Annotated in this window: 23 protein-coding genes; 18 read left to right on the forward strand and 5 right to left on the reverse strand. The window is 68.3% G+C overall.

What is annotated here, in order from left to right:
- Positions 1-18 precede the first annotated feature (18 nt).
- The 4 genes from QF040_RS21665 (at position 19) to QF040_RS21680 (ending at position 4,770) form a co-directional block, all read left to right on the forward strand.
- Positions 19-1,668, forward strand: a complete 1,650-nt coding sequence (locus tag QF040_RS21665) for a sensor histidine kinase (protein WP_429612751.1) — start codon at positions 19-21, stop codon at positions 1,666-1,668.
- Positions 1,665-2,348, forward strand: a complete 684-nt coding sequence (locus QF040_RS21670) for a response regulator transcription factor (RefSeq protein WP_013539069.1) — start codon at positions 1,665-1,667, stop codon at positions 2,346-2,348. The genes QF040_RS21665 and QF040_RS21670 overlap by 4 nt, the downstream gene beginning before the upstream one ends.
- Before the next feature lie 140 nt (positions 2,349-2,488).
- On the forward strand, positions 2,489-3,466 hold the full coding sequence (locus QF040_RS21675) for a Bug family tripartite tricarboxylate transporter substrate binding protein (RefSeq protein ID WP_429612752.1): 978 nt from the start codon (positions 2,489-2,491) through the stop codon (positions 3,464-3,466).
- A 62-nt stretch (positions 3,467-3,528) separates the two neighbouring features.
- Positions 3,529-4,770, forward strand: a complete 1,242-nt coding sequence (locus QF040_RS21680; RefSeq protein ID WP_429612753.1) for an NUDIX hydrolase — start codon at positions 3,529-3,531, stop codon at positions 4,768-4,770.
- Here QF040_RS21680 and QF040_RS21685 read toward each other — a convergent pair.
- Positions 4,751-6,154 carry a PLP-dependent aminotransferase family protein gene (locus QF040_RS21685; protein ID WP_429612754.1) on the reverse strand — a complete coding sequence of 468 codons (1,404 nt, stop codon included), beginning with the start codon at positions 6,152-6,154 and terminating at the stop codon, positions 4,751-4,753. The two genes, QF040_RS21680 and QF040_RS21685, sit on opposite strands and share 20 nt — an antisense overlap.
- A gap of 345 nt (positions 6,155-6,499) precedes the next feature.
- Between QF040_RS21685 and QF040_RS21690 the strand changes: the two genes are divergently transcribed.
- The 7 genes from QF040_RS21690 to QF040_RS21720 are packed head-to-tail and all read left to right on the forward strand — an operon-like array spanning position 6,500 to position 12,315.
- Positions 6,500-6,982 carry an MSMEG_0572/Sll0783 family nitrogen starvation response protein gene (locus QF040_RS21690; RefSeq protein ID WP_013539065.1) on the forward strand — a complete coding sequence of 161 codons (483 nt, stop codon included), beginning with the start codon at positions 6,500-6,502 and terminating at the stop codon, positions 6,980-6,982.
- A gap of 14 nt (positions 6,983-6,996) precedes the next feature.
- The gene (locus QF040_RS21695; protein ID WP_429612755.1) at positions 6,997-8,058 is read left to right on the forward strand and encodes a Nit6803 family nitrilase; all 1,062 of its coding nucleotides are present in this window, start codon (positions 6,997-6,999) and stop codon (positions 8,056-8,058) included.
- The gene (locus QF040_RS21700; RefSeq protein WP_429614682.1) at positions 8,021-9,103 is read left to right on the forward strand and encodes an MSMEG_0568 family radical SAM protein; all 1,083 of its coding nucleotides are present in this window, start codon (positions 8,021-8,023) and stop codon (positions 9,101-9,103) included. The genes QF040_RS21695 and QF040_RS21700 overlap by 38 nt, the downstream gene beginning before the upstream one ends.
- Before the next feature lie 2 nt (positions 9,104-9,105).
- Positions 9,106-9,666 (forward strand): MSMEG_0567/Sll0786 family nitrogen starvation N-acetyltransferase, encoded by a 561-nt coding sequence (locus QF040_RS21705; protein WP_429612756.1) that lies wholly within the window; start codon positions 9,106-9,108, stop codon positions 9,664-9,666.
- Entirely contained in the window at positions 9,663-10,676 is a 1,014-nt protein-coding gene (locus tag QF040_RS21710; protein WP_429612757.1) for a sll0787 family AIR synthase-like protein, read from the forward strand. Before QF040_RS21705 ends, QF040_RS21710 begins: the two co-directional genes overlap by 4 nt.
- On the forward strand, positions 10,667-10,951 hold the full coding sequence (locus tag QF040_RS21715; protein WP_429612758.1) for an MSMEG_0570 family nitrogen starvation response protein: 285 nt from the start codon (positions 10,667-10,669) through the stop codon (positions 10,949-10,951). The genes QF040_RS21710 and QF040_RS21715 overlap by 10 nt, the downstream gene beginning before the upstream one ends.
- A gap of 50 nt (positions 10,952-11,001) precedes the next feature.
- Positions 11,002-12,315 carry an MSMEG_0569 family flavin-dependent oxidoreductase gene (locus tag QF040_RS21720; protein ID WP_429612759.1) on the forward strand — a complete coding sequence of 438 codons (1,314 nt, stop codon included), beginning with the start codon at positions 11,002-11,004 and terminating at the stop codon, positions 12,313-12,315.
- A gap of 169 nt (positions 12,316-12,484) precedes the next feature.
- Here the strand turns inward: QF040_RS21720 and QF040_RS21725 are convergent, their stop codons facing one another.
- Positions 12,485-13,177 (reverse strand): response regulator, encoded by a 693-nt coding sequence (locus QF040_RS21725; RefSeq protein WP_429612760.1) that lies wholly within the window; start codon positions 13,175-13,177, stop codon positions 12,485-12,487.
- A 242-nt stretch (positions 13,178-13,419) separates the two neighbouring features.
- On the opposite strand from QF040_RS21725, the gene QF040_RS21730 reads away from it, so the two are divergent.
- Both QF040_RS21730 and QF040_RS21735 read left to right on the forward strand, forming a co-directional pair.
- Complete coding sequence (locus tag QF040_RS21730; protein ID WP_429612761.1) at positions 13,420-14,745, forward strand: DotU family type IV/VI secretion system protein; 1,326 nt, start codon at positions 13,420-13,422, stop codon at positions 14,743-14,745.
- The gene (locus QF040_RS21735; protein WP_429612762.1) at positions 14,742-15,893 is read left to right on the forward strand and encodes a type VI secretion system protein; all 1,152 of its coding nucleotides are present in this window, start codon (positions 14,742-14,744) and stop codon (positions 15,891-15,893) included. Before QF040_RS21730 ends, QF040_RS21735 begins: the two co-directional genes overlap by 4 nt.
- Before the next feature lie 17 nt (positions 15,894-15,910).
- Here the strand turns inward: QF040_RS21735 and tssJ are convergent, their stop codons facing one another.
- Complete coding sequence (gene tssJ, locus QF040_RS21740) at positions 15,911-16,432, reverse strand: type VI secretion system lipoprotein TssJ (RefSeq protein ID WP_429612763.1); 522 nt, start codon at positions 16,430-16,432, stop codon at positions 15,911-15,913.
- 71 nt (positions 16,433-16,503) lie between these two features.
- On the opposite strand from tssJ, the gene tssA reads away from it, so the two are divergent.
- The 5 genes from tssA (at position 16,504) to QF040_RS21765 (ending at position 20,966) form a co-directional block, all read left to right on the forward strand.
- The gene (gene tssA, locus QF040_RS21745; protein ID WP_429612764.1) at positions 16,504-17,532 is read left to right on the forward strand and encodes a type VI secretion system protein TssA; all 1,029 of its coding nucleotides are present in this window, start codon (positions 16,504-16,506) and stop codon (positions 17,530-17,532) included.
- A 78-nt stretch (positions 17,533-17,610) separates the two neighbouring features.
- Complete coding sequence (tssB, locus tag QF040_RS21750) at positions 17,611-18,126, forward strand: type VI secretion system contractile sheath small subunit (RefSeq protein WP_013539053.1); 516 nt, start codon at positions 17,611-17,613, stop codon at positions 18,124-18,126.
- Between the two features lie 56 nt (positions 18,127-18,182).
- The gene (gene tssC, locus QF040_RS21755) at positions 18,183-19,676 is read left to right on the forward strand and encodes a type VI secretion system contractile sheath large subunit (protein WP_013539052.1); all 1,494 of its coding nucleotides are present in this window, start codon (positions 18,183-18,185) and stop codon (positions 19,674-19,676) included.
- A gap of 137 nt (positions 19,677-19,813) precedes the next feature.
- Entirely contained in the window at positions 19,814-20,296 is a 483-nt protein-coding gene (locus QF040_RS21760; RefSeq protein WP_429612765.1) for an Hcp family type VI secretion system effector, read from the forward strand.
- Between the two features lie 217 nt (positions 20,297-20,513).
- The gene (locus QF040_RS21765) at positions 20,514-20,966 is read left to right on the forward strand and encodes a hypothetical protein (RefSeq protein WP_429612766.1); all 453 of its coding nucleotides are present in this window, start codon (positions 20,514-20,516) and stop codon (positions 20,964-20,966) included.
- A 36-nt stretch (positions 20,967-21,002) separates the two neighbouring features.
- Here QF040_RS21765 and QF040_RS21770 read toward each other — a convergent pair whose 3' ends face one another.
- Both QF040_RS21770 and tagH read right to left on the reverse strand, forming a co-directional pair.
- A complete protein-coding gene (locus QF040_RS21770; RefSeq protein WP_429612767.1) occupies positions 21,003-21,827 on the reverse strand; it encodes a PP2C family protein-serine/threonine phosphatase in 825 nt (274 codons plus the stop codon).
- Positions 21,828-21,913: 86 nt separating this feature from the next.
- Complete coding sequence (gene tagH, locus QF040_RS21775; protein WP_429612768.1) at positions 21,914-23,641, reverse strand: type VI secretion system-associated FHA domain protein TagH; 1,728 nt, start codon at positions 23,639-23,641, stop codon at positions 21,914-21,916.
- Between the last annotated feature and the right edge of the window lie 104 nt (positions 23,642-23,745).

Here is a 23,745-nt window from a genome sequence, read left to right on the forward strand (position 1 = left end):
GTGCCGTTAAAGTTCGCCATGTTCCGCCTCCGCCTGTCCCTCGCATTCGCCGTTCTCGTTGCACTGGTCTGCGTTCAAGCCGGCTTCGTCTATTGGGGATCGAACCGGGTCAACGACTACGCGCAGCACAGCCGCCTGGCCAGCGACATCCTTTCGGAACTGCTGGAACTGTCGGCCAGCAAGCAAAGGCTGCGCGTGTGGGCCTCCCAGCAACTGATGGACGCGAACGCCTCGCCGGAGGTGCGCGACAGCCAGTTGGCGCGCATGCAGGCCAGCACCGAAGCCCTGCGGCAACTCGCCCGGCGCGACCTGGCGCTCTGGGGCGAGATTTCGGCGCGCGAGGGCACGCCGATCCCGCCCGAGATCGATCAGCTCGCCGCGGTCAGCGACCTGCTCGACGACAACATCGCAGCGGTCAGGGCCCGGCTGGTGAAGCTCGCGCCGCTGGAGCGGGGCGCCGAGTTCGCCAGCGTCTGGCAGGAACTCAACGAAGTGTTCGACAAGGCGCGCGGCCGCGATCTTCGCGAACTGATCAACGGCGCCATCGAGCGGCAGCGCAACGTGGTGCCCGTGGCCCGCGCCGCCACGGAACGCGGGCTGGACCAGCTGCGCCAGCAGTCCATCGGCCTGGCAGTCATCACGCTCGCGGCAGCCATCGTGCTTGCGCTCTACCTCAAGCGCCGGCTGCAGCGTCCGCTGGATCGCCTGCTCGCGGGCACGCAGGCGCTGCGTGCCGGATCGCTCGACCACCGCATCGCCCTCGGCTCGCACGACGAGTTCGATCATGTCGCCGAGCACTTCAACTCGATGGCGGCCGAACTGCAGCGCCACCGGCAGGACGCCGACGCCGCGCGCCGACGCCTCGAAGAGGCCGTGCTGGAACGCACCAGCGAACTGAGCGCCGCGCACGAGACGCTGCAGCAAGTCGACCAGCGCCGCCGCCAACTGCTGGCCGACCTGAGCCATGAGCTTCGTACGCCCGCCACGGCGATTCGCGGCGAAGCCGAGATCGCCTTGCGCGGCGCGGAAAAGCCGCCGATGGAATACCGGGAGACGCTGACGCGCATCGTGGGCGGCGTGAAGCAACTGACCGGCGTGATCGACGACCTGCTGCTGGTCGCCCGGGCCGAGGCCGATCAGTTGGCGATGCGGTTCGGCGAAGTCGATCTGCCGGAGCTTCTTGGCGATGTCACCGACATGGCCAGCGCGCTGGGTGCACGCCATGAGGTTCGCGTGCTGCTCGAAGCCATCGATGTCGACACGCCCCCGGTCGTGCTGCAAGCCGATGCCGACCGCTTGCGGCAGGCCCTCGTGATCGTGCTCGACAACGCGGTGCGCTACTCGCGCCAGGACGGCACCGTGCGGGTGAGCTGGCAACTCGTTCGCGAAGACGAAGAGGAACGCAGCCGCGTGCGTGTGCGCGTGCGCGTGGTCGACGAGGGCATCGGCATCGATGCGGACGAGTTGCCGAAGGTGTTCGACCGGTTCGTGCGCGGCCGCCGGGCGCGCGTGCATCGCGCCGACGGAACCGGCATCGGTCTGTCCATTGCGCAGGCCATCGTCCATGCACACCACGGCAGCATCCGGCTCGAGAGCATTCCGCTCCAGGGCACGACCGTATGGGTCGAGCTGCCGTGCCATTTCTCCTTCCAGACACAACAAACATGAACATCCTGGTGGTCGAAGACGACGCGCGCGTCGCCGACTTTCTGCAGCGGGGCCTCGGTGCCGAGGGCTACCGCGTGCAGCTGGCCCGCACCGGACCCGAGGGCCTGGCTCTGGCGCGCGGCAGCGACCTGTCGCTGCTGCTGCTCGACCTGATGCTTCCCGGCCTGAGCGGCCTCGAGCTGTGCCAGACCTTGCGCGCCGAGGGCCACCATGTGCCCGTGCTGATGCTCACGGCGCTCAGCAATACGCAGGACAAGGTGAGCGGCTTGCGCCTGGGCGCGGACGACTATCTCACCAAGCCCTTTGCCTTCGAGGAGCTGCTCGCGCGCATCGAGGCGCTGCTGCGCCGCGGCCGCGAAATGCGGCCCCGCGCCACCACGCTGCAGGTGGCGGACCTTGTGCTCGACCGCGAGCGCATGTCGGTGACGCGGGCCGGCAAGCCCGTGGCGCTGACCGCCAAGGAGCTCGCGTTCCTCGAACTGCTGATGACCGCGCCCGGCCGGGTCTACAGCCGCGAACGCATCCTCTCCAACGTCTGGGGCACCAACGAAGATCCGCTGACCAACATCGTGGATGTCTATGTGCGGCGCCTGCGCGGCAAGATCGACGACGGCCATCCCGTGGCGTTGTTGCAGACGGTCCGCGGCCTGGGCTATCGGCTGGACCCCACCCCGGCCTGAACGAGGGCAGTTGGCGGCACAGGTGCATGCCTGCTCCCGCGCGACCCCCGCGCACTGGAAAAGTGTTTCCCGCGTCCAAGCTTGGCGCCGTTGGGGATAGACGATGCAATCGCTCGCATCGAACTACAACGGAGACAAGCATGCACCGCACCCCAGCCACTCGCCTGCGATCGGCCATGGCCGCCGCCCTGCTCGGCCTGATCGCCGTCACTTCTGCGCACGCACAGGACCGCTACCCCACCAAGGCCATCCGGCTGGTGGTGCCGTTCCCCGCCGGCACCGCGCCCGATGTGATGGCGCGCTATTGGGGCGACCGGGTGAGCAAGCAACTGCAGCAGCCGGTGATCGTGGAAAACCGGGCCGGCGCGTCGACCATCGTCGGCACGCAGGCCGCCGTCGCTTCGCCCGCGGACGGCTACACGCTGCTCTACACCGCGAGCGGCACGGTCACGATCAATCCCTTCGCGTACAGGAAGCTGCCCTACCAGCCGCAGGACCTGGTGCCGGTCACGCGCATGCTGTCCATCCCGCTCGTGGTTTCGGTGCCGACGGAGTCGCCCCACAAGACACTGGCCGACCTCATCAAGGCGGCCAAGGCGAAGCCCGGCCAGGTGAGCTACGCGTCCTACGGCATGGGCACCGTGCCCCACATGTCGATGGCCTATTTCGCCAACAGCGCGGGGCTGGCGCTCAACCACATTCCCTATCGCGACGGCGGCCTGACCGACCTGATCGGCGGCAGGGTGGACGTGGCGTTCTCGCCCATCGCGGACGTGCTGCCCTACATCAGGGCAGGCAAGGTCCGGCCCCTGGCCGTGTCCAGTGTCCGCAGGCTCGACTCGCTGGCCCAGGTGCCGACCGTGGCGGAGAGTTTTCCCGGCTTCGAAGGCGATTCATGGCACGGCGTCTTTGCGCTCAAGGGAACGCCGCAATCGGTCATCGACCAGCTGGGTGCGGTGTCGCGCCGCATCGCCGAGTCGGGCGAGTACCGCCAGTACCTGAGCGAATTCGGGCTGGTGCCGGTGGGCGGCTCGCCGGCGGATTTCTCGCAGGTCATCGAGGCCGAGTCGAAGCGCTGGGCCAAGGTGGTCAAGGACAACAGCATCTCGCTGGAGTAGACACGCCGGGCTGGTTCGCGGCGGCTGCGTCCGCGCATTCACGCGTTCACAATAGCGCCGCTATGACCGCCACGACGCCCGCCCCTGCTCCCATTTCCATTCCCACTCCCACGCCCCGCCCCATCCGCACCGCCGCCACGCTGGTCGTCCTGCGCGACGGCAGCGAAGGCCTCGAAGCCCTGATGCTGCGCCGGGCCGAGAAGGCCAATGACCAGAACAGCGGCGCCAGCGTTTTCCCGGGCGGCGTGCTCGATGCGCACGACCGCCACCTGCATGCGCTGTGCGCGGGCCTCGACGACACCGCAGCCAGCGCGCGCCTCGCGGTGCCCGAAGGCGGGCTCGACTTCTACGCGGCCGCGATCCGCGAGTGCTTCGAAGAGGCCGGCCTTCTCTTCGCGAACGATGCGGCAAACCAGCCGGTGCGGCTGGTCGACTTGCCCTCCGGCGAACTCGCCACGATGCGCGATGCCGCCGAGCAAGGCACCGATGCGCTGCTCGCCATGTGCAGGCAGCGCGGCTGGTGCCTCGCCGGCGACCGCGTCGTTTACTTCGGCCACTGGCTCACGCCACCCGGCATGCCGCGCCGCTTCGACACCCGCTTCTTCGTCGCGCTGATGCCGGCCGGGCAAGAGGTGCAGCCGGACGGCCGCGAGACCGTCGAACACATGTGGCTGCGCCCAGCCGACGCACTGGACCCGGCACGCGGCTTGAAGCTGATGAACGTGACGCGGCGCGTGCTGCAGCAGCTCGATGCGTTTCAGCGCGCCGATGAATTCATGGCGCATGCGCGGCAGCTGCGCGAGATTCCGCTGAACATGCCGAGGCTCGCGGACGGCCCCGAAGGCCGCCGGGCGGTGAACATCGAGGAGCCCGCGTATGACGAGATCGGCCGCCTCGATCCCGAGGGCCGCGGCGATGCGCGCTATGCGCTCGAAGCGGGCCTCGTCACCCGGCTGTCCGATAGGGTGATCCGCGTGGTGGGAAACGCCGGCGACAACAGCTATCTCGTCGGCGGATCGGAAGGCTGGGCATTGATCGGCCCCGCGATCCTGGACGACGCCCTTCGCGCCGTCGCGCCCGGTCCGGTGCGCTGGACCGTCACGGCACAAAGCGATTGGCCCGATGGCTCGCTGGACCTCGGCGGCGCCACACTTCAGATATTGAAGAGCGGCGACGTTGCGCCGTCGTTCCTGCTGGTCGAAGAGCGCATGCTTTTCACGGGCCCCGACGTGGTGACGACCGGGAAGAACGACGCCATCGAATGGATCGCCCCGTCACAAGGCTTCATCCACCGCCCGTCCTGAGCGTCGCGTGCGGATGCAGCGGATGCGCCAATGTGTCCGCGATGAGCCGCAGCGCCTGATCGCACTGCTCCCGCGACATCGGGCCGCCCAGGCAGATGCGCACCGCATCCGGCGGATCGCCATCGGTCGAGAACGCCGCGCTCGCCACCACGCCCACGTTCTGCGTGCGCAGGTAAGACGCGAACTCCACCGGGCTCCACCCCGGTGTGAGCGGCAGCCAGGCATGAAAGCCTTCGGGGTGCGCCTGCAGCCCGCTGTCGCCCAGATGGCGCATCGCGAGCAGTTGCCGCGCCACCGATTCGGCGCGCACTGCCTGCAGCATCGCCTCGGTCGTGCCGTCTTCCACCCACAGCGTCGTGAGCGCATTGGTGATCGGCGAGGCCATCACGGTGGTGGCGCGCATCGCGCCCGCGAGACGCTGCGACTGCACCACCGTCGGTGAGCACACGTAGGCGCTGCGCAGCCCCGCACCGAAGCATTTGGAGAACCCGCTCACGTAGTAGGTGAGCGCGGGCGCGAGCGTGGCGATGGTGGCGGGCGTCTGGCGCGGCAGCATGCCGTAGGCGTCGTCCTCGATGATCGGAATGGCGTAGCGCAGCGCCACGTCGGCAAGCGCTTCGCGCCGCGCGCGCGACACGGTGCCGGCGGTCGGATTCAGGAGCGTCGGGTTGCAGTACAGCGCCTTGGGCTTGAGCGTCTTGCAGGCGTGCTCGAAGGCATCGGCGATCGGGCCGTCGTCGTCCAGTTGCAGCGCGTGCAACTGCACTCCGAGCTGCGCCGCGATGGCCTTCACGCCCGGGTAGGTCAGCGACTCCACGCAGATCAGTTCGCCCGGCCGCGCGAGCTGCGAGAACAGCGCGGTGAGCACGCCGTGGATGCCGGGGCACACGAGGATGCGGTCCACGCTCGCATGCGGCACGAACGGGCGCAGCCATTGCATCGCCACTTCGCGATCGTGCGCGGTGCCGCCGAAATCCTGGTAGCGCAGCAGGTCGTGGAAGTCGATCTCGGCGAAGGCGCGGCTCGCGCTCTCGTGCAGCCGCGCCATCAGGTGTTCGTCGTCCGGCTCGGGCGGCATGTTCATCGTCATCTCGGCGCCGCTGCCGCCGCGCAGGCGCAGGCTCGGGCTGCCCGAGCGGATGAAGGTTCCGGTGCCCGCGCGCGAATCGATGAGCCCGCGCTTGCGCGCCTCGGCATAGCCGCGCGCCACCGTCGTGTAGTTCAGGTCGAGGTCGGCCGCGAGTTCGCGCAGCGTGGGCAGGCGATCGCGCACGCCCAGCCGGCCGGTCTTGATGTCGTCGGCGATCAGCTCGGCCAGCAGCAGGTAGGCGGGCCGCTCGCTGTTGCGCAGCTGCTTCTTCCAATGGGCGGTGATCGTGGTCATCGTGCGGAGTTGATTGCATCCATTGATTGCATCGGGCCACCGATCAACACGCATGAATCGCGCCCGCTCCAGAGGGGTCCGATGCTTCGATCAGGTGCGATCAACCCCCTTGATCGGGTGCATTGATCGCATGGCGAATGCGTCGTCGCGGTGCAGAACCCGGCTGCCGGCCGGCCACCTCATGCCTCTTTGCGGCCACTCCAAAAATTTTTATCCGCACGCGGCCCGCGCCACTGCGCATTGATCGCGCATTGATCGCACGCACCCGCCCGCGCGCTGGCACATCGCCTGCGAAGGAAAAGGCACGCAAGACCTGCGTGTCCAACCACCCAACCGGAGTCCCCCATGCCCAAAGTCACCCGCCCGCGCAACGAGAAAGGCGAGTTCCTCGTCGACTACGAAGAGAAGGTGTTCGAAGACGTCAAGGCCGACCCTGGCGAGAAGGCGCTCGTCACCTTCCACACCGTCGCCTTCGAAGGCTCCATCGGTTTCGTGAACCTGCTGCAGGCAACGCGCCTGCGCCGCAAGGGCTACGAGACCTCGGTGCTGCTCTACGGCCCCGGCGTCACGCTGGGCGTGCAGCGCGGCTTTCCGACGCTGGGCGACGAGGCCTTTCCGGGCCACCAGAACTTCAACAAGCAGATCAGCAAGTTCATGGAAGAAGGCGGCAAGGTGTATGCCTGCCGCTTCGCGCTGCAGGCGCTCTACGGCCACGGCGAAGGCGCGCTCATCGAGGGCATCACGCCGATCAACCCGCTCGACGTGCTCGACCTCGTGCTGCTGCACAAGAAGGCCGGCGCCGTCATCCTCGACACCTGGACCCTGTAAGGCAGGGCCCGGCGATGGCTTCCACACCCCGCATCGTGCGTGCCGCGGCGATCCAGATCGCGCCCGACTTCGAGCGCCCCGACGGCACGCTCGACCGGGTGTGCAGCGCCATCGACGAGGCCGCATCCAAGGGCGCGCAGCTCGCGGTCTTTCCCGAGACCTTCGTGCCCTACTACCCCTACTTCAGCTTCGTGCTGCCGCCGGTGCTGCAGGGCGCGCCGCACCTGCAACTGGTGGATCGCGCGGTGGTCGTGCCCGGCCCGGTCACGCAGGCCGTGGCCGAGCGGGCCCGCGCGCGCAACATGGTCGTGGTACTCGGCGTGAACGAACGCGACCACGGCAGCCTCTACAACACGCAACTCGTGTTCGATGCCGACGGCACGCTCGCGCTCAAGCGCCGGAAGATCACGCCGACCTATCACGAGCGCATGGTCTGGGGCATGGGCGACGGCGCGGGCCTGAAGGTGGTGGACACCGCCATCGGCCGCGTCGGCGCGCTTGCCTGCTGGGAGCACTACAACCCGCTCGCGCGCTATGCGCTGATGGCGCAGCATGAAGAGATCCACTGCGCGCAGTTCCCCGGCTCGCTGGTCGGGCCGATCTTCGCGGAGCAGATGGAAGTGACCATCCGCCATCACGCGCTCGAATCGGGCTGCTTCGTGGTCAACGCCACCGGCTGGCTCACCGACGAGCAGATCCGCTCGGTCACGCCCGACACGAATCTGCAGAAGGCGCTGCGCGGCGGCTGCCACACGGCCATCGTCTCGCCCGAGGGCAAGCACCTCGCGCCGCCGCTCACGGAGGGCGAAGGCATGGTGATCGCCGACATGGACATGGCACTCATCGCCAAGCGCAAGCGAATGATGGATTCGGTCGGCCACTACGCACGGCCCGAGCTGCTGTCGCTCGCCATCAACGACCGTCCGGCGCAGACCACGGTGCCGATGCATCTCACGCAACCCCAACCCCTTGCCTCACGGAGCCCCGACCATGACCACCACGACGACGCAGCAGCAACAGCAAGACAGCCGGCAGTTGATGACCGAGCTCCAGTCCTTCGGGTTGCGGCTGGTTGATCCTTCGGCCGGCGTTGCGAGCCGCCGCGGCGGCGCGGGCCCTTCGGACCACAAGGCGGTGACGGTGGACGGCCACACGATCATGGTGCCGGTCCACACCTCCACCGCCTGGCACTCGCCCTTTACCGCCGAAGCACCCGACGCGCAGGGCATGAGCCGCGTGATGCGCGGCGCCATTCCCATCGCCAGCATCAGCTTCCCGAAGCAGCCGCGCTTCTACGCGATGCAGACCTTCGACGGCGTGCCCTACTCGCACATCGCCACGCTGCACGGCAGCGATGTGCTCGCCACCACGGTGCTGCAGACCTGCATCCGCTACGAGAGCCGCAAGAAGAGCTGCAAGTTCTGCGCGATCGGCCAGTCGCTCGCGGCCGGCCGCACCATCGCCCGCAAGACGCCAGAGCAGCTCGCCGAAGTGGCGCGCGCGGCCGTGCTGCTCGATGGCGTCAAGCACATGGTGATGACCACCGGCACGCCCAACGCCACCGACCGCGGCGCGGCCGTCCTCTGCGAGAGCGCCTTCGCGATCAAGGCCGCAGTCGACATCCCGATCCAGGGCCAGTGCGAGCCGCCCGACGACGACCAGTGGTTCCATCGCATGAAGGCCGCCGGCATCGACACGCTCGGCATGCACCTGGAGGTGGTGACGCCCGAGGTGCGCGACCGGATCATGCCGGGCAAGGCGAGCGTGCCGGTCTCGCGCTACATGAGCGCGTTCGAGGCGGCGGTCGGCGTGTTCGGGCGCGGACAGGTCAGCACCTACATCCTGGCCGGGCTCGGCGATACGCGCGAAGCGATCCTCGACACCTGCGACCAATTGCTCGCGCGCGGCGTGTACCCCTTCGTCGTGCCCTTCGTGCCGATCAGCGGCACGCCGCTCGAAGACCATCCCGCGCCCTCGCCCGAGTTCATGAAGTCGCTGCTCGCGCCGCTGGGCGAACGCGTCGTGGCCGCGGGCCTGCGCTCGGCCGACATCAAGGCCGGCTGCGGCAAATGCGGCGCGTGCTCGTCGCTGTCGATCTACGAAAAAGAAAGCGAAATCTGACCATGCTGTGCATCGATGACATGAGCGAACTCGACCTGCACTACGCGCCCGTCGAATACCTCGTGCGCGAGGCCGCGCAGCAGTGGGAGCGCGACGAGGCGATGGCGCTGCGCCGCGCGGTGTTCTGCATCGAGCAGGGCATCTTCGCGCGCGATGACCGCGACGCGACGGACGACCACTCGCAACTGCTGGTCGCGATGTCGTGCAACGGCGGCATGCCCGAGCAGGTGGTGGGCACGGTGCGCATCCATCGCGGCGAGGCGGAGGGCGAATGGTGGGGTTCCCGCCTCGCGGTGCACCCTGCGTTTCGCAGCCAGGGGCATCTGGGCGTGACGCTGATCCGGCTGGCCGTCTCGCGCGCCAACGCGCTGGGCTGCGCCGCCTTCTTCGCGCAGGTGCAGATGCAGAACGTGCCGCTGTTCCGCAAGCTCGGCTGGCAGCAGCTGGAAGAAACCGCCGTGCACGGCCGCCCGCATGCGCGCATGCAAGCCGACCTCGGCTGGTATGCGCCTTGCCACGACCCGGTGAGCGGCTTCGTCACGCGCGCCAAGGTGCTGGCATGACGCGCATCGACGTCCACGAGATCGCAGAGTCCCTGCGCGCCACGCGCGGCTTCGCCCACAAGCGCGACATCAGCGACGTGGTCTCCGCACTCGGCCGGTCGCTGCCCGGCGGCCACGCCGCACTCGCGCAGGCCGTGCCCATCGGCGACGACTGCGCCGCCATCCCCGACGGCCATGGCGGCTATCTGCTGTTCGCCATCGAGGGACTGGTCGAAGACTTCATCGTGCGCATGCCCTGGTTCGCCGGCTACTGCGGCGTGATGGTCAACGTGAGCGACATCTACGCGATGGGCGGGCGTCCGACTGCGGTTGTCGATGCGCTCTGGAGCACCGGCATGAACCCGGCCGACGATGTGCTGCGCGGCCTCGCGGAGGCGGCCGTGCGCTATGGCGTGCCCATCGTCGGCGGACACAGCAACAACCGCAGCGAGCGTCCGCAGCTCGCGGTCGCGATCCTCGGCCATGCGCGCAAGCTGCTCACCAGCTTCGATGCGAAACCCGGCGACCTGCTGGTGATGGCGGCCGATCTTCGCGGTGCGTACGAGGAGCCCTTTCCGTACTGGAACGCATCGACCACCGCACCGGCCGCGCGGCTGCGTGCCGACCTCGAAGTGCTGCCCGTGCTGGCCGAGGATGGCCTCTGTTGCGCAGGGAAGGACATCAGCATGGCCGGCGCCGTCGGCACGGCCATGATGCTGCTGGAGTGCTCCGGTGTCGGCGCGCGCATCGACATCGATGCACTGCCGCGGCCGGGCGGTGCGCCGCTGATGCGCTGGCTCTCGGCCTTCCCGAGCTATGGCTTCATGCTCAGCGTGAAGCCGGCGCAGGTGGCGGAGGTGCTGAGCCGCTTCGCCGCGCGCGACATCGCCTGCGCGGTGGTCGGCGAGGTCGATTCAACGCGGCAGGTGCGGCTGCGAGCAAGCGGCGAAGAAGCCCTGCTCTGGGACTTCGGCAGCGACGCCTTCATCCGGCCACATCAGCAGCAGCAGGAGGCACTCGCATGCCCGTGATGCACTTCCACGTGCGCTGGCCCGACGCCAGCGAAACGCGCTGCTACTCGCCCTCGTCCGTGGTGCAGGAGTTCTTTGCGCCGGGCGAACGCTACGCCCTCGAAGAATTCCTGCAGCGCACGCGCCAGGCACTGGGCATGGCCTCCGAACGCGTGCGCGCCAGGTACGGCTTCGCGTGTTCGCAGGCCATGGACCAGCTCGCCGAGATCGAACGCATCGCCGCCTGCTTCACCGGCATCGCCGACGCCGAGGTCACCGTCGTCGCCGTCGACTGACGCTGTCGAACGAAGCCATCCACATCCAGAGAGAAAGAAAGAAGACCCCCATGTCCTATCCCTACGGCGGACGCAGCCACTACAGCGTCGTCATCGTCGGCGGCGGCCAGGCCGGCCTGTCGCTGAGCCATTGCCTGCAGCAGCGCGGCATCGATCACCTCGTGATCGAGAAGCGCAGCCTCGTGCACAGCTGGCGCACCCAGCGCTGGGATTCGTTCTGCCTCGTCACGCCCAACTGGCAGTGCCAGTTGCCGGGCTGGGGTTACCTCGGCAGCGATCCGCACGGCTTCATGGTCAAGGACCAGATCAACGACTGGCTCGCCGGCTTCGTCGCGCACGTGAAGGCGCCGGCCATCGAAGGTGTCACCGTGGAACGCGTCTCGCGCGTCCCCGGCACCGGTGAGAGAGACCGCTTCATGGTGCAGACCGACACCGGCCTCTACACCGCCGACCAGGTGGTCGTCGCCTCGGGCGGCTACCACCGCCCGATCGTGCCGCGCCTGGCCGAGAAGCTGCCGGCCACCGTCGCGCAGTACCACTCGGCGCAGTACCGCAACCCGGCGCAACTGCCCGAGGGCGCGGTGCTCGTGGTGGGCTGCGGCCAGTCGGGCGCGCAGATCGCCGAAGACCTGCACCTGGCCGGCCGCAAGGTCCACCTGGCCACCGGCAACGCGCCGCGCTGCGCGCGCTTCTACCGCGGCCGTGAAGTGGTCGACTGGCTCGCCGACATGAAGTACTACGACATGCCCGTCACCGAGCATCCGCTGCGCGAAGGCGTGCGCGACAACACCAACCACTACGTGACCGGCCGCGACGGCGGACGCGACATCGACCTGCGCCGCTTCGCGCGCGAAGGCATGGAACTCTATGGCCTCCTGAGCGGCTTCGACGGCGGCAGCTTCGAGCTGCAGCCCAACCTGCGCGAGAACCTCGACAGCGCCGACGCCACCTACAACCGCATCAACGCATCGATCGACAAGTTCATCGCCGCGCAAGGCCTCGAGGCGCCGCCGCCCTCGGTCTACACGCCCGTGTGGGAGCCGGCGGAAGAGCGCACGCGGCTCGACCTCGCGGCGGCGGGCATCACGAGCGTGGTCTGGTGCATCGGCTTCTCGCCCGACTTCGCCTGGGTGGACGCGCCGGTCTTCAACGGCCGAGGCGCACCGGTGCACCAGCGCGGCGTGACCAACGAGCCGGGCCTGTATTTCCTTGGCCTGCCGTGGCTGCACACCTGGGGATCGGGCCGCTTCTCGGGCGTGGCGCGCGACGCGGAGTTTCTCGCCGAGGCGATCGAAGAGAGAAAGACGGGGTTGCGCGGAAGCGAGATGGAGGCACCCTCGGCGCCCGCGCTGCGAGCAGCCTAGACGCGCAGCTCAGAGCAGTCGTTGACGGCGGTTCACCCAGAGCGTGCCCCGGTGCGCGGGGCACCGGGTGCTCCCCGCAGCGAAATCAAGGAGGAGGCCGCAGGCCGGGGGACATTCGCGGAGGGGAGTACCCGGTGGCCTGCGCACGCCGCCCCGAACAAACCGGAGTTCAGGCCTGCTGCGCCTCAGTCAAAGCCTGCGCAGCCACCACAGCTTCGGTCCGGTTGCGCACATTCAGCGCCCGGAAGATCGCGGCCAGATGAATCTTCACCGTGCCTTCGCTGATGCCCAGGCTGCGCCCGATCAGCTTGTTCGGCTTGCCCTGCGAGAGCAGTTGCAGCACCTCGACCTGCCGCTCGGTCAGCACGCTGCGCAGGTGCTCCAGCGTCTGGCCAGCGCCACCGCCGCCGCGCGTCAGCACCTCGGCACCACCGCCCTGCGGGGCCACGCCGGCCACGATGCCCGGCGGCAGCGCCGTGAGCATCATCGGCGGCACGTACACGCCGCCCGCCAGCACCAGGCGCACGGCCGAGAGCATGACTTCGGGTGAGTAGGCCTTGGGAATGAATCCGAGCACACCGCGTTCGAGCGCGCTGCGCATGATGGCCGGGTCTTCGTAGCCCGACAGCACGATCACCGGCACGGCCGGATGGCGGCGGCGGATTTCGTCGATGTGCGCCTGGCCGTCGGCGCCGGGCATGTTGAGATCGATCACGGCCAGGTCGAGGTCGTCGTTCGCGCCTGCAAGCAATTCGTCGACGCTCATCGCCAGGACGAATTCGATGCCGGGCTCGAGCTCCGACAACTTGGCTTTGACCGCCTCGATGACGAGCCGGTGGTCGTCGGCGATCAGGATTTTCATGGCTTGGTTCCGTTGTTCCAGCTGCGTGGAAGTCAGCGATTGCTGAAGATAACGGCGATTGCCCCGCGCAGCAAGGCCGCCCGGCCCCACCAACGGCATAGACCCCAAGCGGTATGGCGCCCGCCGGGACCCCTTTGGAGAATGAACTTCCACTCGAAGGAACCGGGGACATGGGCATGTGCCATCGATGCAGACGCCGGTGCAAGGCATCCTTCGCAATGCAGTATTGAGCGGGCACCTCCATGCCCCGGCTGCTCGACTGTTTCTCCCCCTTTCTCTCGTTCGGCCTCGCGCTGGACGCCTCCCTTGCGGCCGGCCGGCCCGCACTCTCGCATGACGCAGCGCAGCAACAGGCACGCCGCCTGCTCGACGCGACACGCGCCCGGGCCGAGGCATCCGGCACACCGGCGGCGCAGGTCGAATCCGCCGTGTTCGCGATGGTGGCGTGGATCGACGAGATCCTCGCGCGCCACCCCGGCGCGGAGGCCGGCGCCGCGCCGCTGCAGGTGCAGCTCTTCAACTCCAACAACGCGCACAGCGAGTTCTTCCATCACCTCTCCGCGCTGGCCGCGCAGGACGACGAGGTGCGCGAGGTCTACTGGCACGCGCTCGCGCACGGCTTCAAGGGCCAGTACTACTTCGAGGAGGGCGACCAGGGCGAGCTGGGCAAGCTCAAGGACCTGCACGGGCGCCAGTTGCGCCTGCGGCCGTTGCCGCTCGGCAGCCTCGCGCAGGACCGCATCACGCCCCAGCCCTATGGCGTGGCCGATCCGCGCGGCCCCAACGACACCCACCGGCGCGACCGCGCACTGCTGCGCGCGAGCGCCGCACTGGCCCTGCTGCTGCCCCTCGTGTACCTGCTGTGGCTCATGACCTCCGGGCCCACAACGACGCAGACCGCATTGACGCAGCGGATCGACGCGCACCTGCAGGGCTATGCCTGCGCCGACCTCTCGGCCTCGGTCGACAAGGACGGCCACACGCAGGTGAGCGGCTTCGTCTCGCTGCCAGACGACGTGCCGCGCGTGGCGCGCGAAGTGAGCACCATGGCGGGCGTGACCTCGCCGCGCTTCGAGGTGGGCCTGCGTGTCTGGCCGCACTGCGAGGTGTTCGCCATCCTGAAGCCCTACCAGGCGCGCAACAAGGAAAAGAGCCACGGCCTGAAACTGGAAGTGCCCACGGCCCACAACCAGCAACTGCGCGAAGGCGACAACGTGCGCGTGCAGGTGGTGGCGCCGCGGCACGACAGCTACATCTGGGTCGACTACTACACCGCCGACGGCTCGGTCATGCACCTCAATGCCGGGCAGGCGCCCACGACGCTGCACACCGGCGCCACGCTGGAGCTGGGCCGCGACATCCCCTCGAGCTGGCTCGTGAGCCCGCCGTTCGGCAGCGTCCTGATCACGGTGCTCTCGGCGCCGATGCCGTTCACCGAGACCTCGGACCGCCCGCCGTTCGAGCTGGCCTCGGCCTACCTGCTGCGGCTGCGCGAAGCGCTCGCGGCCAGCAAGAACAGCGAGCGCCTCATCGCCGATTTCGTGTTCCTCGAAACGGTCTCGCGATGACCGCGCTGCTCTCCTCGCCCACGCACTTCTTCTGGATGCTGCTCGCGCTGTGCCTGCTGGGCTTCGGGCTGCTGTGCGCGATGGTGCACGACGCAGGCCGCGGTGCGCGGCGGCGTGCCTTGCTGCGCCGCATCGAGACGCTCGATGCGCCCACGGACGAGGCGGCCGTCGGGGCGCTGCGGGAATCGATGGCAGAGGCGCGCCAGGCGCTGCGGCAGCAGGCGCCGCGGCCCACGCGGTCGTTGCACGACCCGGCTGCGCCGGTGCCGTGGTTCCTGTTCTTCGGCGATGCGGCGGCCGACCTGCCGGGGCTGCTGGCCACCGCGCAGGGCAAGCGCCTCGCGCGGCACTACAGCGACCCCGACAGCGCCCCCGACGACGATCCCTGCTGGCGCTGGTGGCTGACCGGTGCGCTGACCGCCATCGAGGTGCAACCCGCGGCGGTCGGCGAAGCCGCCGGCGCACCGCGCACGCGCGCCCTGTGGCTGCAGGCGCTGCTGGCGCTGGCCGAGCGGCGCGACCGCCTGCCGCTCAACGGCGTGGTCGCGTGCTTCTCCGCGAGCGAGCTGCTGCAGGCCGATGCCGACAGCCTGCGCCCCCTTGCCGCGAAGATGCGCAGGCTGATCGACGAGGCGGGCGACACCCTGCGCCTGCAGTTGCCCATGTACCTCGTCGTCACCGGCCTGGAGCATCTGACGGGCTACGCGACCCTGCGCGGCACGCTGCCGCCCGAGGTGCTGGCGCAGGCGCTGGGCCATCGCCTGCCGGACCCGTTCGCCGCGCCCATCGCACCGGCCGGCGACCGGCTCGATGCGCTGTTCGACCCGATCGCCGCGCAACTGCAGAGCCTTCGCATGGCGCTGCTGCGCGAGCAGCACGGGGCCGCGGCGCGGCTTTCGATTCATGGGTTCGTGGAAGCGGTGCAGGGATTGCAGCCCGCATTGCGCGAGCTGGCGGAGGTCTTGTTCGAGAGCCACGGCAAGGGCTCTCGTGCGCCACGCTGGCGCGGCCTCTACTTCACGGCCGCCGCATCGGATGCAACTGGCGGGGCCTTCGTGACCGATCTGTTCGAGCGGTTTCTGCCGGCCGATCAGCCCCTGGTGCGGCCGGGACGTCCGTCGTCGAACACAGCGACGGGTGCGCCATGAAGCAAGGTGCGCCGACCTTACTTGGCGTCGATACGGATCTGGCGCGCGCCGAAGTTGACGGTGAGCGTCTGCGGCTTGCCCGTGGTCACCGGCACCACTTCGCGCCAGCGCGCGCGGTCGAGGTCGCGGAAGGCCGCCATCACCGCGATGGACTTGGCATCAGCCGGCAGCGTGAGGTCGAGCTTCTTGGTTTCGCCGGGGCGCAGCAGCATTTCTTCGCGCTGCACGAGCTCGGCGCCGAGCGTGGCCTGGTCCTTCTCGAACAGCGAGAAGAAGTCGGCGCCCTCGAAGGGACCGGGCGACTTGAGCGCATACACGCGCACCGTGAGCGGCGATGCGCGGCCGCGCGCATCGGGGTTGGCATCGGCGCCGGCCACGAGCGTGATGCTCACCGGCGTGACCACCGGCTTGCTCGCGCAGCCAGCGAGACCGAGGCCCACGAGACCCGCAATTGCGAGCCCGAGACCCGCCACACGGCGCCGCGATGCCGCAGCGAAGAAGCCTTCATAGGACGAATGGTGTGTACCCAGCGTGCGCATGCTATTCCCTTCGTTGCATTGACCGGTCCTGACGCATCTTTGATTATCACCAGCGAACTCGAACAGGCAACATGCTGACTCACGAACTTGTCGAAGCACTGCTCACGCCCATTGGCGAGGCATCGCCATGCGGGGACGATCTGGAGTACGACGCGGACTTCACCGCGCTCACCACGTCCGCGCAGGGCAAGCCCGAACAACAGTTCGGCGACACCGTCATCCCGGCGGTGGAGCCGGAGTGGCGCCAGGTGGCCGAGCAGTCCGATGCGCTCCTGCGCCGCAGCAAGGACGTGCGCCCTGCGGTGCTGCTGCTGCGCGCATCGACGCGCCTGCAGGGCATCACCGGCTTCGTCGCCGGGCTCGAGCTGCTCACCGGCCTGCTCGACAAATTCTGGGAAGGCATACATCCAAAGCTCGATGCCGACGATGACAACGACCCGACCATGCGCCTGAACGCGCTGGCACCGCTGGGCGACGAGGCGATGGTGCTGAAGGACCTGTACGACGCGCAGGTGGGCGTGGCGCCCGGCGTGGGCGCGATCCGCGTGCGCGACATCGCGGTGGCCAACAACGCATTGAACGCGGTGGGCGGCGACGCCACCTATTCGCCGGCGCAGATCCAGGGCGGCCTCGAAGCGCTGCATGCCGAACGGCCCGAACTGATCCAGGCGGCCATCGGCGTGCCCGGCCTGGTCGAGAAGCTGCAGGCGCTCTTGGTCGAGCGCACCGGCCGTGCCGACGTGATCGACCTGGCGCCGCTGCGCAGCATCGGCCGCATGCTGCAGAAGGCCTGCAGCGCGGCCATCGGCGCACCCGATGAAGCCGTGGCCGAAGGCGCTGAAGGCGACGGCGCCCAAGCCGGCGGCGCACCACGTGCTGCCGCCGCGCGCGGCGAGATCCAGAGCCGCCAGGACGCACTGCAGACGCTGGACCGCGTGATCCGTTTTCTCGAACAGACCGAGCCCGGCAACCCCGCGCCGCTCCTGATCGACCGCGCCAAGAAGCTCATCGGCGTGAGCTTTCTCGAAATCATGGCCAACCTCGCGCCCGGCGCGCTGGACACGATCGAGAACGTGACCGGCAAGCGTTCGTCCGAGTAGCCGCCGCATCCTTCCTTTTCGTTTTTCTTTTTTCCTGTTGATCCAACCGCCCCATTTACCCCCGCAAGGAGCATCGCCATGGCCAAGAGCAGTCAGAAATTCATCGCCCGCAACCGGGCGCCACGCGTGCAGATCGAATACGACGTCGAACTCTACGGCGCCGAAAAGAAGATCCAGCTTCCCTTCGTGATGGGCGTGCTGGCCGACCTGTCGGGCAAGCCCACCGATCCGCTCGCGCCCGTGGCCGACCGCAAGTTCCTGGAGATCGACGTCGACAACTTCGACTCGCGCATGAAGGCCATGAAGCCGCGCGCCGCATTCGCGGTGGAGAACTCGCTCACTGGCGAAGGCGAACTCAAGGTGGAACTCACCTTCGAGAACATGGAAGACTTTTCGCCCGCGGCCGTCGCCAAGAAGGTCGGCGCGCTCAACAAGCTGCTCGAAGCACGCACGCAGCTGTCGAACCTGGTGACCTACATGGACGGCAAGAACGGCGCCGAGGAACTGCTGGCCAAGGTGCTGGAAGACCCGGCCCTCCTGCAGTCGCTGGCGGCTACCGCCAAGCCCGAGGACGGCAGCAAGCCGGCCGCCTGATACCCACACACAAACGCCCCAACGCCTGACCTACCGGTACACGAGGAGAAACCACCATGGCCGAAGCACTCGAGCAGAGCGCACTCAAGGACGTTGCCTATGCGGGCAGCGACTTTTCGTCGCTCCTTCAAAAGGAATTCAAGCCGCGCAGCGACGAAGCCAAGAGCGCCGTCGAAGCCGCCGTGCTCACGCTCGCGCAGCAGGCGCTGAGCAACAGCACCGTCATCGGCAAGGACGTGACCAAGTCGATCCAGGCCATGATCGCCGCGATCGACGCCAAGCTGACCGAGCAGGTCAACAAGATCATTCACCACCCCGACTACCAGAAGCTCGAGAGTGCGTGGCGCGGCCTGCACTACATGGTGAACAACACCGAGACCGACGAGCACCTGAAGATCCGGGTGATGGACATCTCGAAGACGGACCTCGCCAAGAGCCTGAAGAAGTTCAAGGGCGCGGCCTGGGACCAGAGCCCGATGTTCAAGAAGATCTACGAACAGGAATACGGCCAGTTCGGCGGCGAGCCCTTCGGCGCGCTGGTGGGCGACTACCACTTCGACCAGAGCCCGCCCGACATCGAGCTGCTCGGCGAAATGTCCAAGATCGCGGCGTCGGCGCATGCGCCCTTCATCACCGGCGCGAGCCCCAACCTGATGCAGATGGAGTCGTGGCAGGAGCTCGCGAACCCGCGCGACCTGACCAAGATTTTCCTCACGCCCGAGTACGCCGGCTGGCGCTCGCTGCGGGATTCAGACGACGCCAAGTACCTGGGCCTGTGCATGCCGCGCTTTCTTGCGCGCACGCCCTACGGCGCCAACACCAACCCGGTGGAGGAGTTCGACTTCGAGGAAGACACCGCCGGCGCCGACCACAGCAAGTACGCCTGGGCCAATGCCGCGTATGCGATGGCGACCAACATCAACCGCTCGTACAAGCTCTACGGCTGGGGATCGCGCATCCGCGGCATCGAGTCGGGCGGCGCGGTGGAAAACCTGCCGCTGCACACCTTCCCGAGCGACGACGGCGGCGTGGACCAGAAGTGCCCCACCGAAATCGCCATCAGCGACCGGCGCGAGGCCGAGCTCTCCAAGGCCGGCCTGCTCTCGCTGATTCACCGCAAGAACTCCGACTTCGCGGCCTTCATCGGCGCGCAGTCGCTGCACAAGCCGGCCGAGTACGACGACCCGGATGCCACGGCCAACGCCAACCTCGCAGCGCGCCTGCCCTACCTCTTTGCCTGCAACCGCTTTGCGCACTACCTGAAGTGCATCGTGCGCGACAAGGTCGGCAGCTTCAAGGAGCGCGACGACATGCAGCGCTGGCTCAACAAATGGATCATGAATTACGTGGACGGCGATCCGGTCAACTCGTCCGAGGAGACCAAGGCCCGCAAGCCCCTGGCCGCGGCCGAGGTGGTGGTGGAAGAGGTCGAGGGCAACCCCGGCTACTACACCTCCAAGTTCTTCCTGCGTCCGCACTACCAGCTCGAAGGCCTCACCGTGTCGCTGCGGCTGGTGTCCAAGCTGCCCTCGGCCAAGGGCGGCAAGTAACGAAGGCATATGCCTTCGGAGGGTCTTTGAAAAAACGGCCCTCCGCTCGTTCTCCTGATAGCTCCCGGGCACCAACGCTTAGGCACCGCACGGAAGCCCTTTTTCCCTGACTCACACACAACTGAAAGGTAAGCATCATGGCTGCAGACATGTTTTTGAAGCTCGAAGGCGTCGACGGCGAATCCAAGGACGATTCGCACAAGAAGGAAATCGACGTTCTCGCCTGGAGCTGGGGTGCCAGCCAGTCCGGCACCGGCCACGTGGGCGGCGGCTCGGGCGCCGGCAAGGTGAGCGTGCAGGACATCTCGATCACCAAGTACGTCGACTCTTCCTCGCACCTGCTGCTCCTGGATTGCTGCAATGGCCAGCACATCAAGAAGGGCACGCTGGTGGTGCGCAAGGCCGGCGCCACGCCGCTCGAATACGTCAAGCTCACGATGGAAGACATCCTGGTGAGCAGCATCCAGACCGGCGGCAGCGGCGGCGAAGACCGCCTGACCGAGACCCTGACGCTGAACTTCTCGAAGTTCAAGTACGAGTACACGCCCCAGAAGGCCGACGGTTCCGGCGACGGCACCAAGGAAACGGGCTGGGACATCGCGGCCAACAAGAAGGTCTGACACAGACCGCGGCGTAGAGCTTCCCCCGGCATCCGCGCCGGGTGCGAAGCCCGCCTCCAGGCACCGACGCCTGGCCAACGGGGAGGGCCGCGGCACACGCCACGGCACCCGACAACAAACAAACAACCCTCGACGGCATCGAGCCCATGCGCTCGGCACGGCGCCCGCGCGCCTGCCGCAGCGGCAGCGGCTGCCGCCGTCAGACCAGGAGACCGAGATGATCGGATTCGAACTCAAAGCCCGCGGCAGTTATGGCTTCAAGCAGTCGCGATCGGCGTGGACCGAAGGCAGCCTGATCGCGCTCAAGGCCGTCGCGCTCGCGGACAACTTCGCGAACAAGACCCAGCAGACCGCCCGGAACGGAACGCTCACGCAAATCGAGGAGCAGTTCAAGAAAATCGCCGATGCGCGGTTCGGCACGATCTGCTCCTACAGCCTGGACTTCACCCTCTTCCTCGAAGGCGACATCAAGCTCAAGTACTTCTTCGATTCCAGCAAGAATTCGAGCCAGATCCAGAGCGAGTTCCTCAATGCGCTGCGCGGGCAGACGGCCAAGCTGGGCGACCAGGTCGTGATCTACATGGCGCAGGTCATCGAGGATTTCGTGACCACGGTCTTCGACAAGACCGACGAGGAAGAGCTGATCCTGCACATCAACGTCGACCTCTGAAGTTGATGGCCGGCCCTGTCGGCCGGTTCCCGATTTCTAGCTTTCGTCTTGCCTGCCAGCCCCGGCACTCCCGGGCTGCGCGAGCTCCTCGACCGGCAGCAGGCGCGTCGCATCGTCCTCTTCCTCGGGAATCACCCAGAGCGTGAGCGCGGTGTAGTTGTCGTGGCCCGGCTTGGCGCGCGCCTTGATCTGCGTGTCGAGCTGTTCGGTCCACTGGCTGGGCGTGCGCGAGGCATGCAGCGTGTCGACCAGGCACTCGTCGCCCAGCGGCTCCCACACGCCGTCGCTGCACAACAGCAGCACATCGCCCGGCATCAGGCGCATGCGGTCGGACACCGCGATGTCGGGCGCCTCCTCGATCGAGCCCAGCGCCGAGAGCAGCATGTTGCGCTGCGGATGCAGGCGCGCGCCCTCCTCGTCGAGCATGCCGCCGGCGACCATCTGCTGCACCAGGCTGTGATCGGTGGTGCGCGCCACGATGGCCCCGCCGCGAAAAAGGTACGCGCGGCTGTCGCCGCTGTGCACCCAGGCGAGCGCCTGGTTCTCGAGATCGATCGCCGCGAAGACGACCGTGGAGCGCATGCCCGCGAGCTTGCCGCCCTCGGCCTGGCGCGCGACCACGTCGCGATTGGCCTGCTCGACCAGCGTGCGCAGCGTGATCTCGTCCAGCCCCGGCGCCGCCGAGAAGCCGCCCAGCACGCTGCTGCGCGCCGTGGCTGCCGCCACATCGCCACCGCCATGACCGCCCGCGCCGTCCGCCACCAGGCAGGCGACGTAGCGCTCGTCATGCCAGTGGCCGTGGACGTCCTCGTTGTAGGTGCGGCCGCCCTGTCGGGACAACGTGACGATTTCGATTTCCAAGCGGGGTGCCTCGCGATGGCTGGTGTTGTTGTGGTGATGGCTTCGACCGAGGTCGTCGTTCTGCTGCTTTTTGTTCTTCTAAGTCGTCACTGTCCGTCGGACTTCAGGCGCGCCATCTGCTCTTCGTAGGCTTCGAGAAACGCCTTGCCGAAGAGGTTGTGGAAATCGTCTTCCGCCTCGCTCGCGATGCCGCCGTAGAGCGCGACGAACTGGTCCCAGAGCTTGGCCTTGCGGTTGGCCGCGAAGATGGCGTCGAGCGCCGACTTCGCGCTGATCTTCTTCTCGAGCTCTTCGGGCTCGAAGCGCGTGATGACGTGCGCCAGCGCCGCGCGCATGCCCACCATCACGCCGAACTGGTGGGCGCGCAGGTCGTTGAATGCATCGCGCATCGCGGCCTCCGGCGGCATGAAGCCGCGCACGCCCGGCCCGAGCAGGTGCGCGAGTGCCACTTCCACCGTGGGCGAGAACTTCAACGGGTTGTTGGCCTGCGCCGCGATCATCGTGACCTCGGCGCGCACCTCGCGCTTGAACTCCTGGCGCGTGAGCAAGAGCTGCAGCGTGCCCTCGGTGGCGCTGCGCAGCATCGAGCCGATGCGCTCCATGAGGCCGGGCGTGAGCATCTCGGGCGGCTGGTGCGTGCTGGCGAGGCCGCGCAGAAAGGCGGCGAGCAGCTCGTCGTCGGAGGCCGTGCGCTCGGCGCGCGGCGCGGCCGGTGCGGAGGCGCGTTGAACCGGCGGCGGCGGTGGCGACGGCAGCGGAGGCAGCGGCTCCAATGGCCTGCTGCCCACCTCGGGGCCGCTGATGCGGATCGGCTGGCCCGTGATGTCGTCGAACTGCGGCAGCACTTCCGCAGGCGCTGCGGCCGCCGGCGCGGGCGCAGGTGGTGGCGGAGGTGGCGGAGGAGGTGGCGGCGGAGGCGGAGGCGGAGGCGTCACAGCCTTCGGCGGCGTGAAGCCGAACTGGTCGATCGGCAAGTGGTCGGAGCGCGGCGTCGGCGTGGACGGTGCCGCGCTCTGCAACGCGGCCAGCGGGTCCGCGGACGAGGCCGTGTTCGGCTGCAGCAGCGGATCGGCCAGCGGCGACAGCGCGAGCGGATCGCCGCCGATGCCACCGCCGCTGTTCATGCCACCGAAGAGCTCGTCGATACCCGATGCCTTGCCATGCGCGGGCGGCGCGCCGAGGTCCGAGAAATCGTCGAGCGCGCCAAGGCCCGCGGCCGGCGCGGAACTCGGCGTGGGCCCGAGCAGGTTGGCGAACGGATCTACCTGTGCGGCCTGCGCATTGCGGGAGCCGGTGGCCATCGGGTCGGGGAAGAGCAGCGAATCGGCGCTGGCGGGTGCGGCAGCCTTGGCTGCACTGGACGCGACCGGTGCGGGCGCCGGCGGCGAGCCGAGGCCCGCGAGCAGATCCGCGAAGGGATCGTCGCCCGTGCTCGCGGCAGCAGCGGCACCGGCCGGCGCGGACATGATGGTGTTGGGAATCGCCAGCGGCGGCGGCGCGGCGGCCGTCGCGCGCACGCTGAGCTCGAAGCTGCCGACGACCAGCCGCGTGCCGTCGGTGAGCGGCGCTTCCTTGCCCGAGCCCAGCGACACGCCGTTGCACTGCATCGGGTTGCTGCCCCGGTCGATCACGAAGTACTGGCCGTCGCGGCACAGCACCTGGGCATGCACGCGCGAGACCGTGCGGTCCGGATCGTCGAGCACCAGCGTGTTCGTGTCGGCCCGGCCGATGGTGCCCCCGTTGGGCCCGAAATCGGCGGCGATGGGCTGCCCCGCCGGAGCGCCTTGCCGGGTGATGACAGCGATATGGATCATGAATCGGCCCCCGAGGCTCTAGGCCCTTCTATGTCCGGACACAGCCCGGGCGCGCAGGGCGTGCGCGGGCGAAAAAACTCAGAAGGAGTATTCATTCCGGGGGG

This window comes from Variovorax sp. W2I14 (genome assembly GCF_050435205.1).
In the GTDB taxonomy this organism is placed as follows: domain Bacteria; phylum Pseudomonadota; class Gammaproteobacteria; order Burkholderiales; family Burkholderiaceae_C; genus Variovorax; species Variovorax paradoxus_C.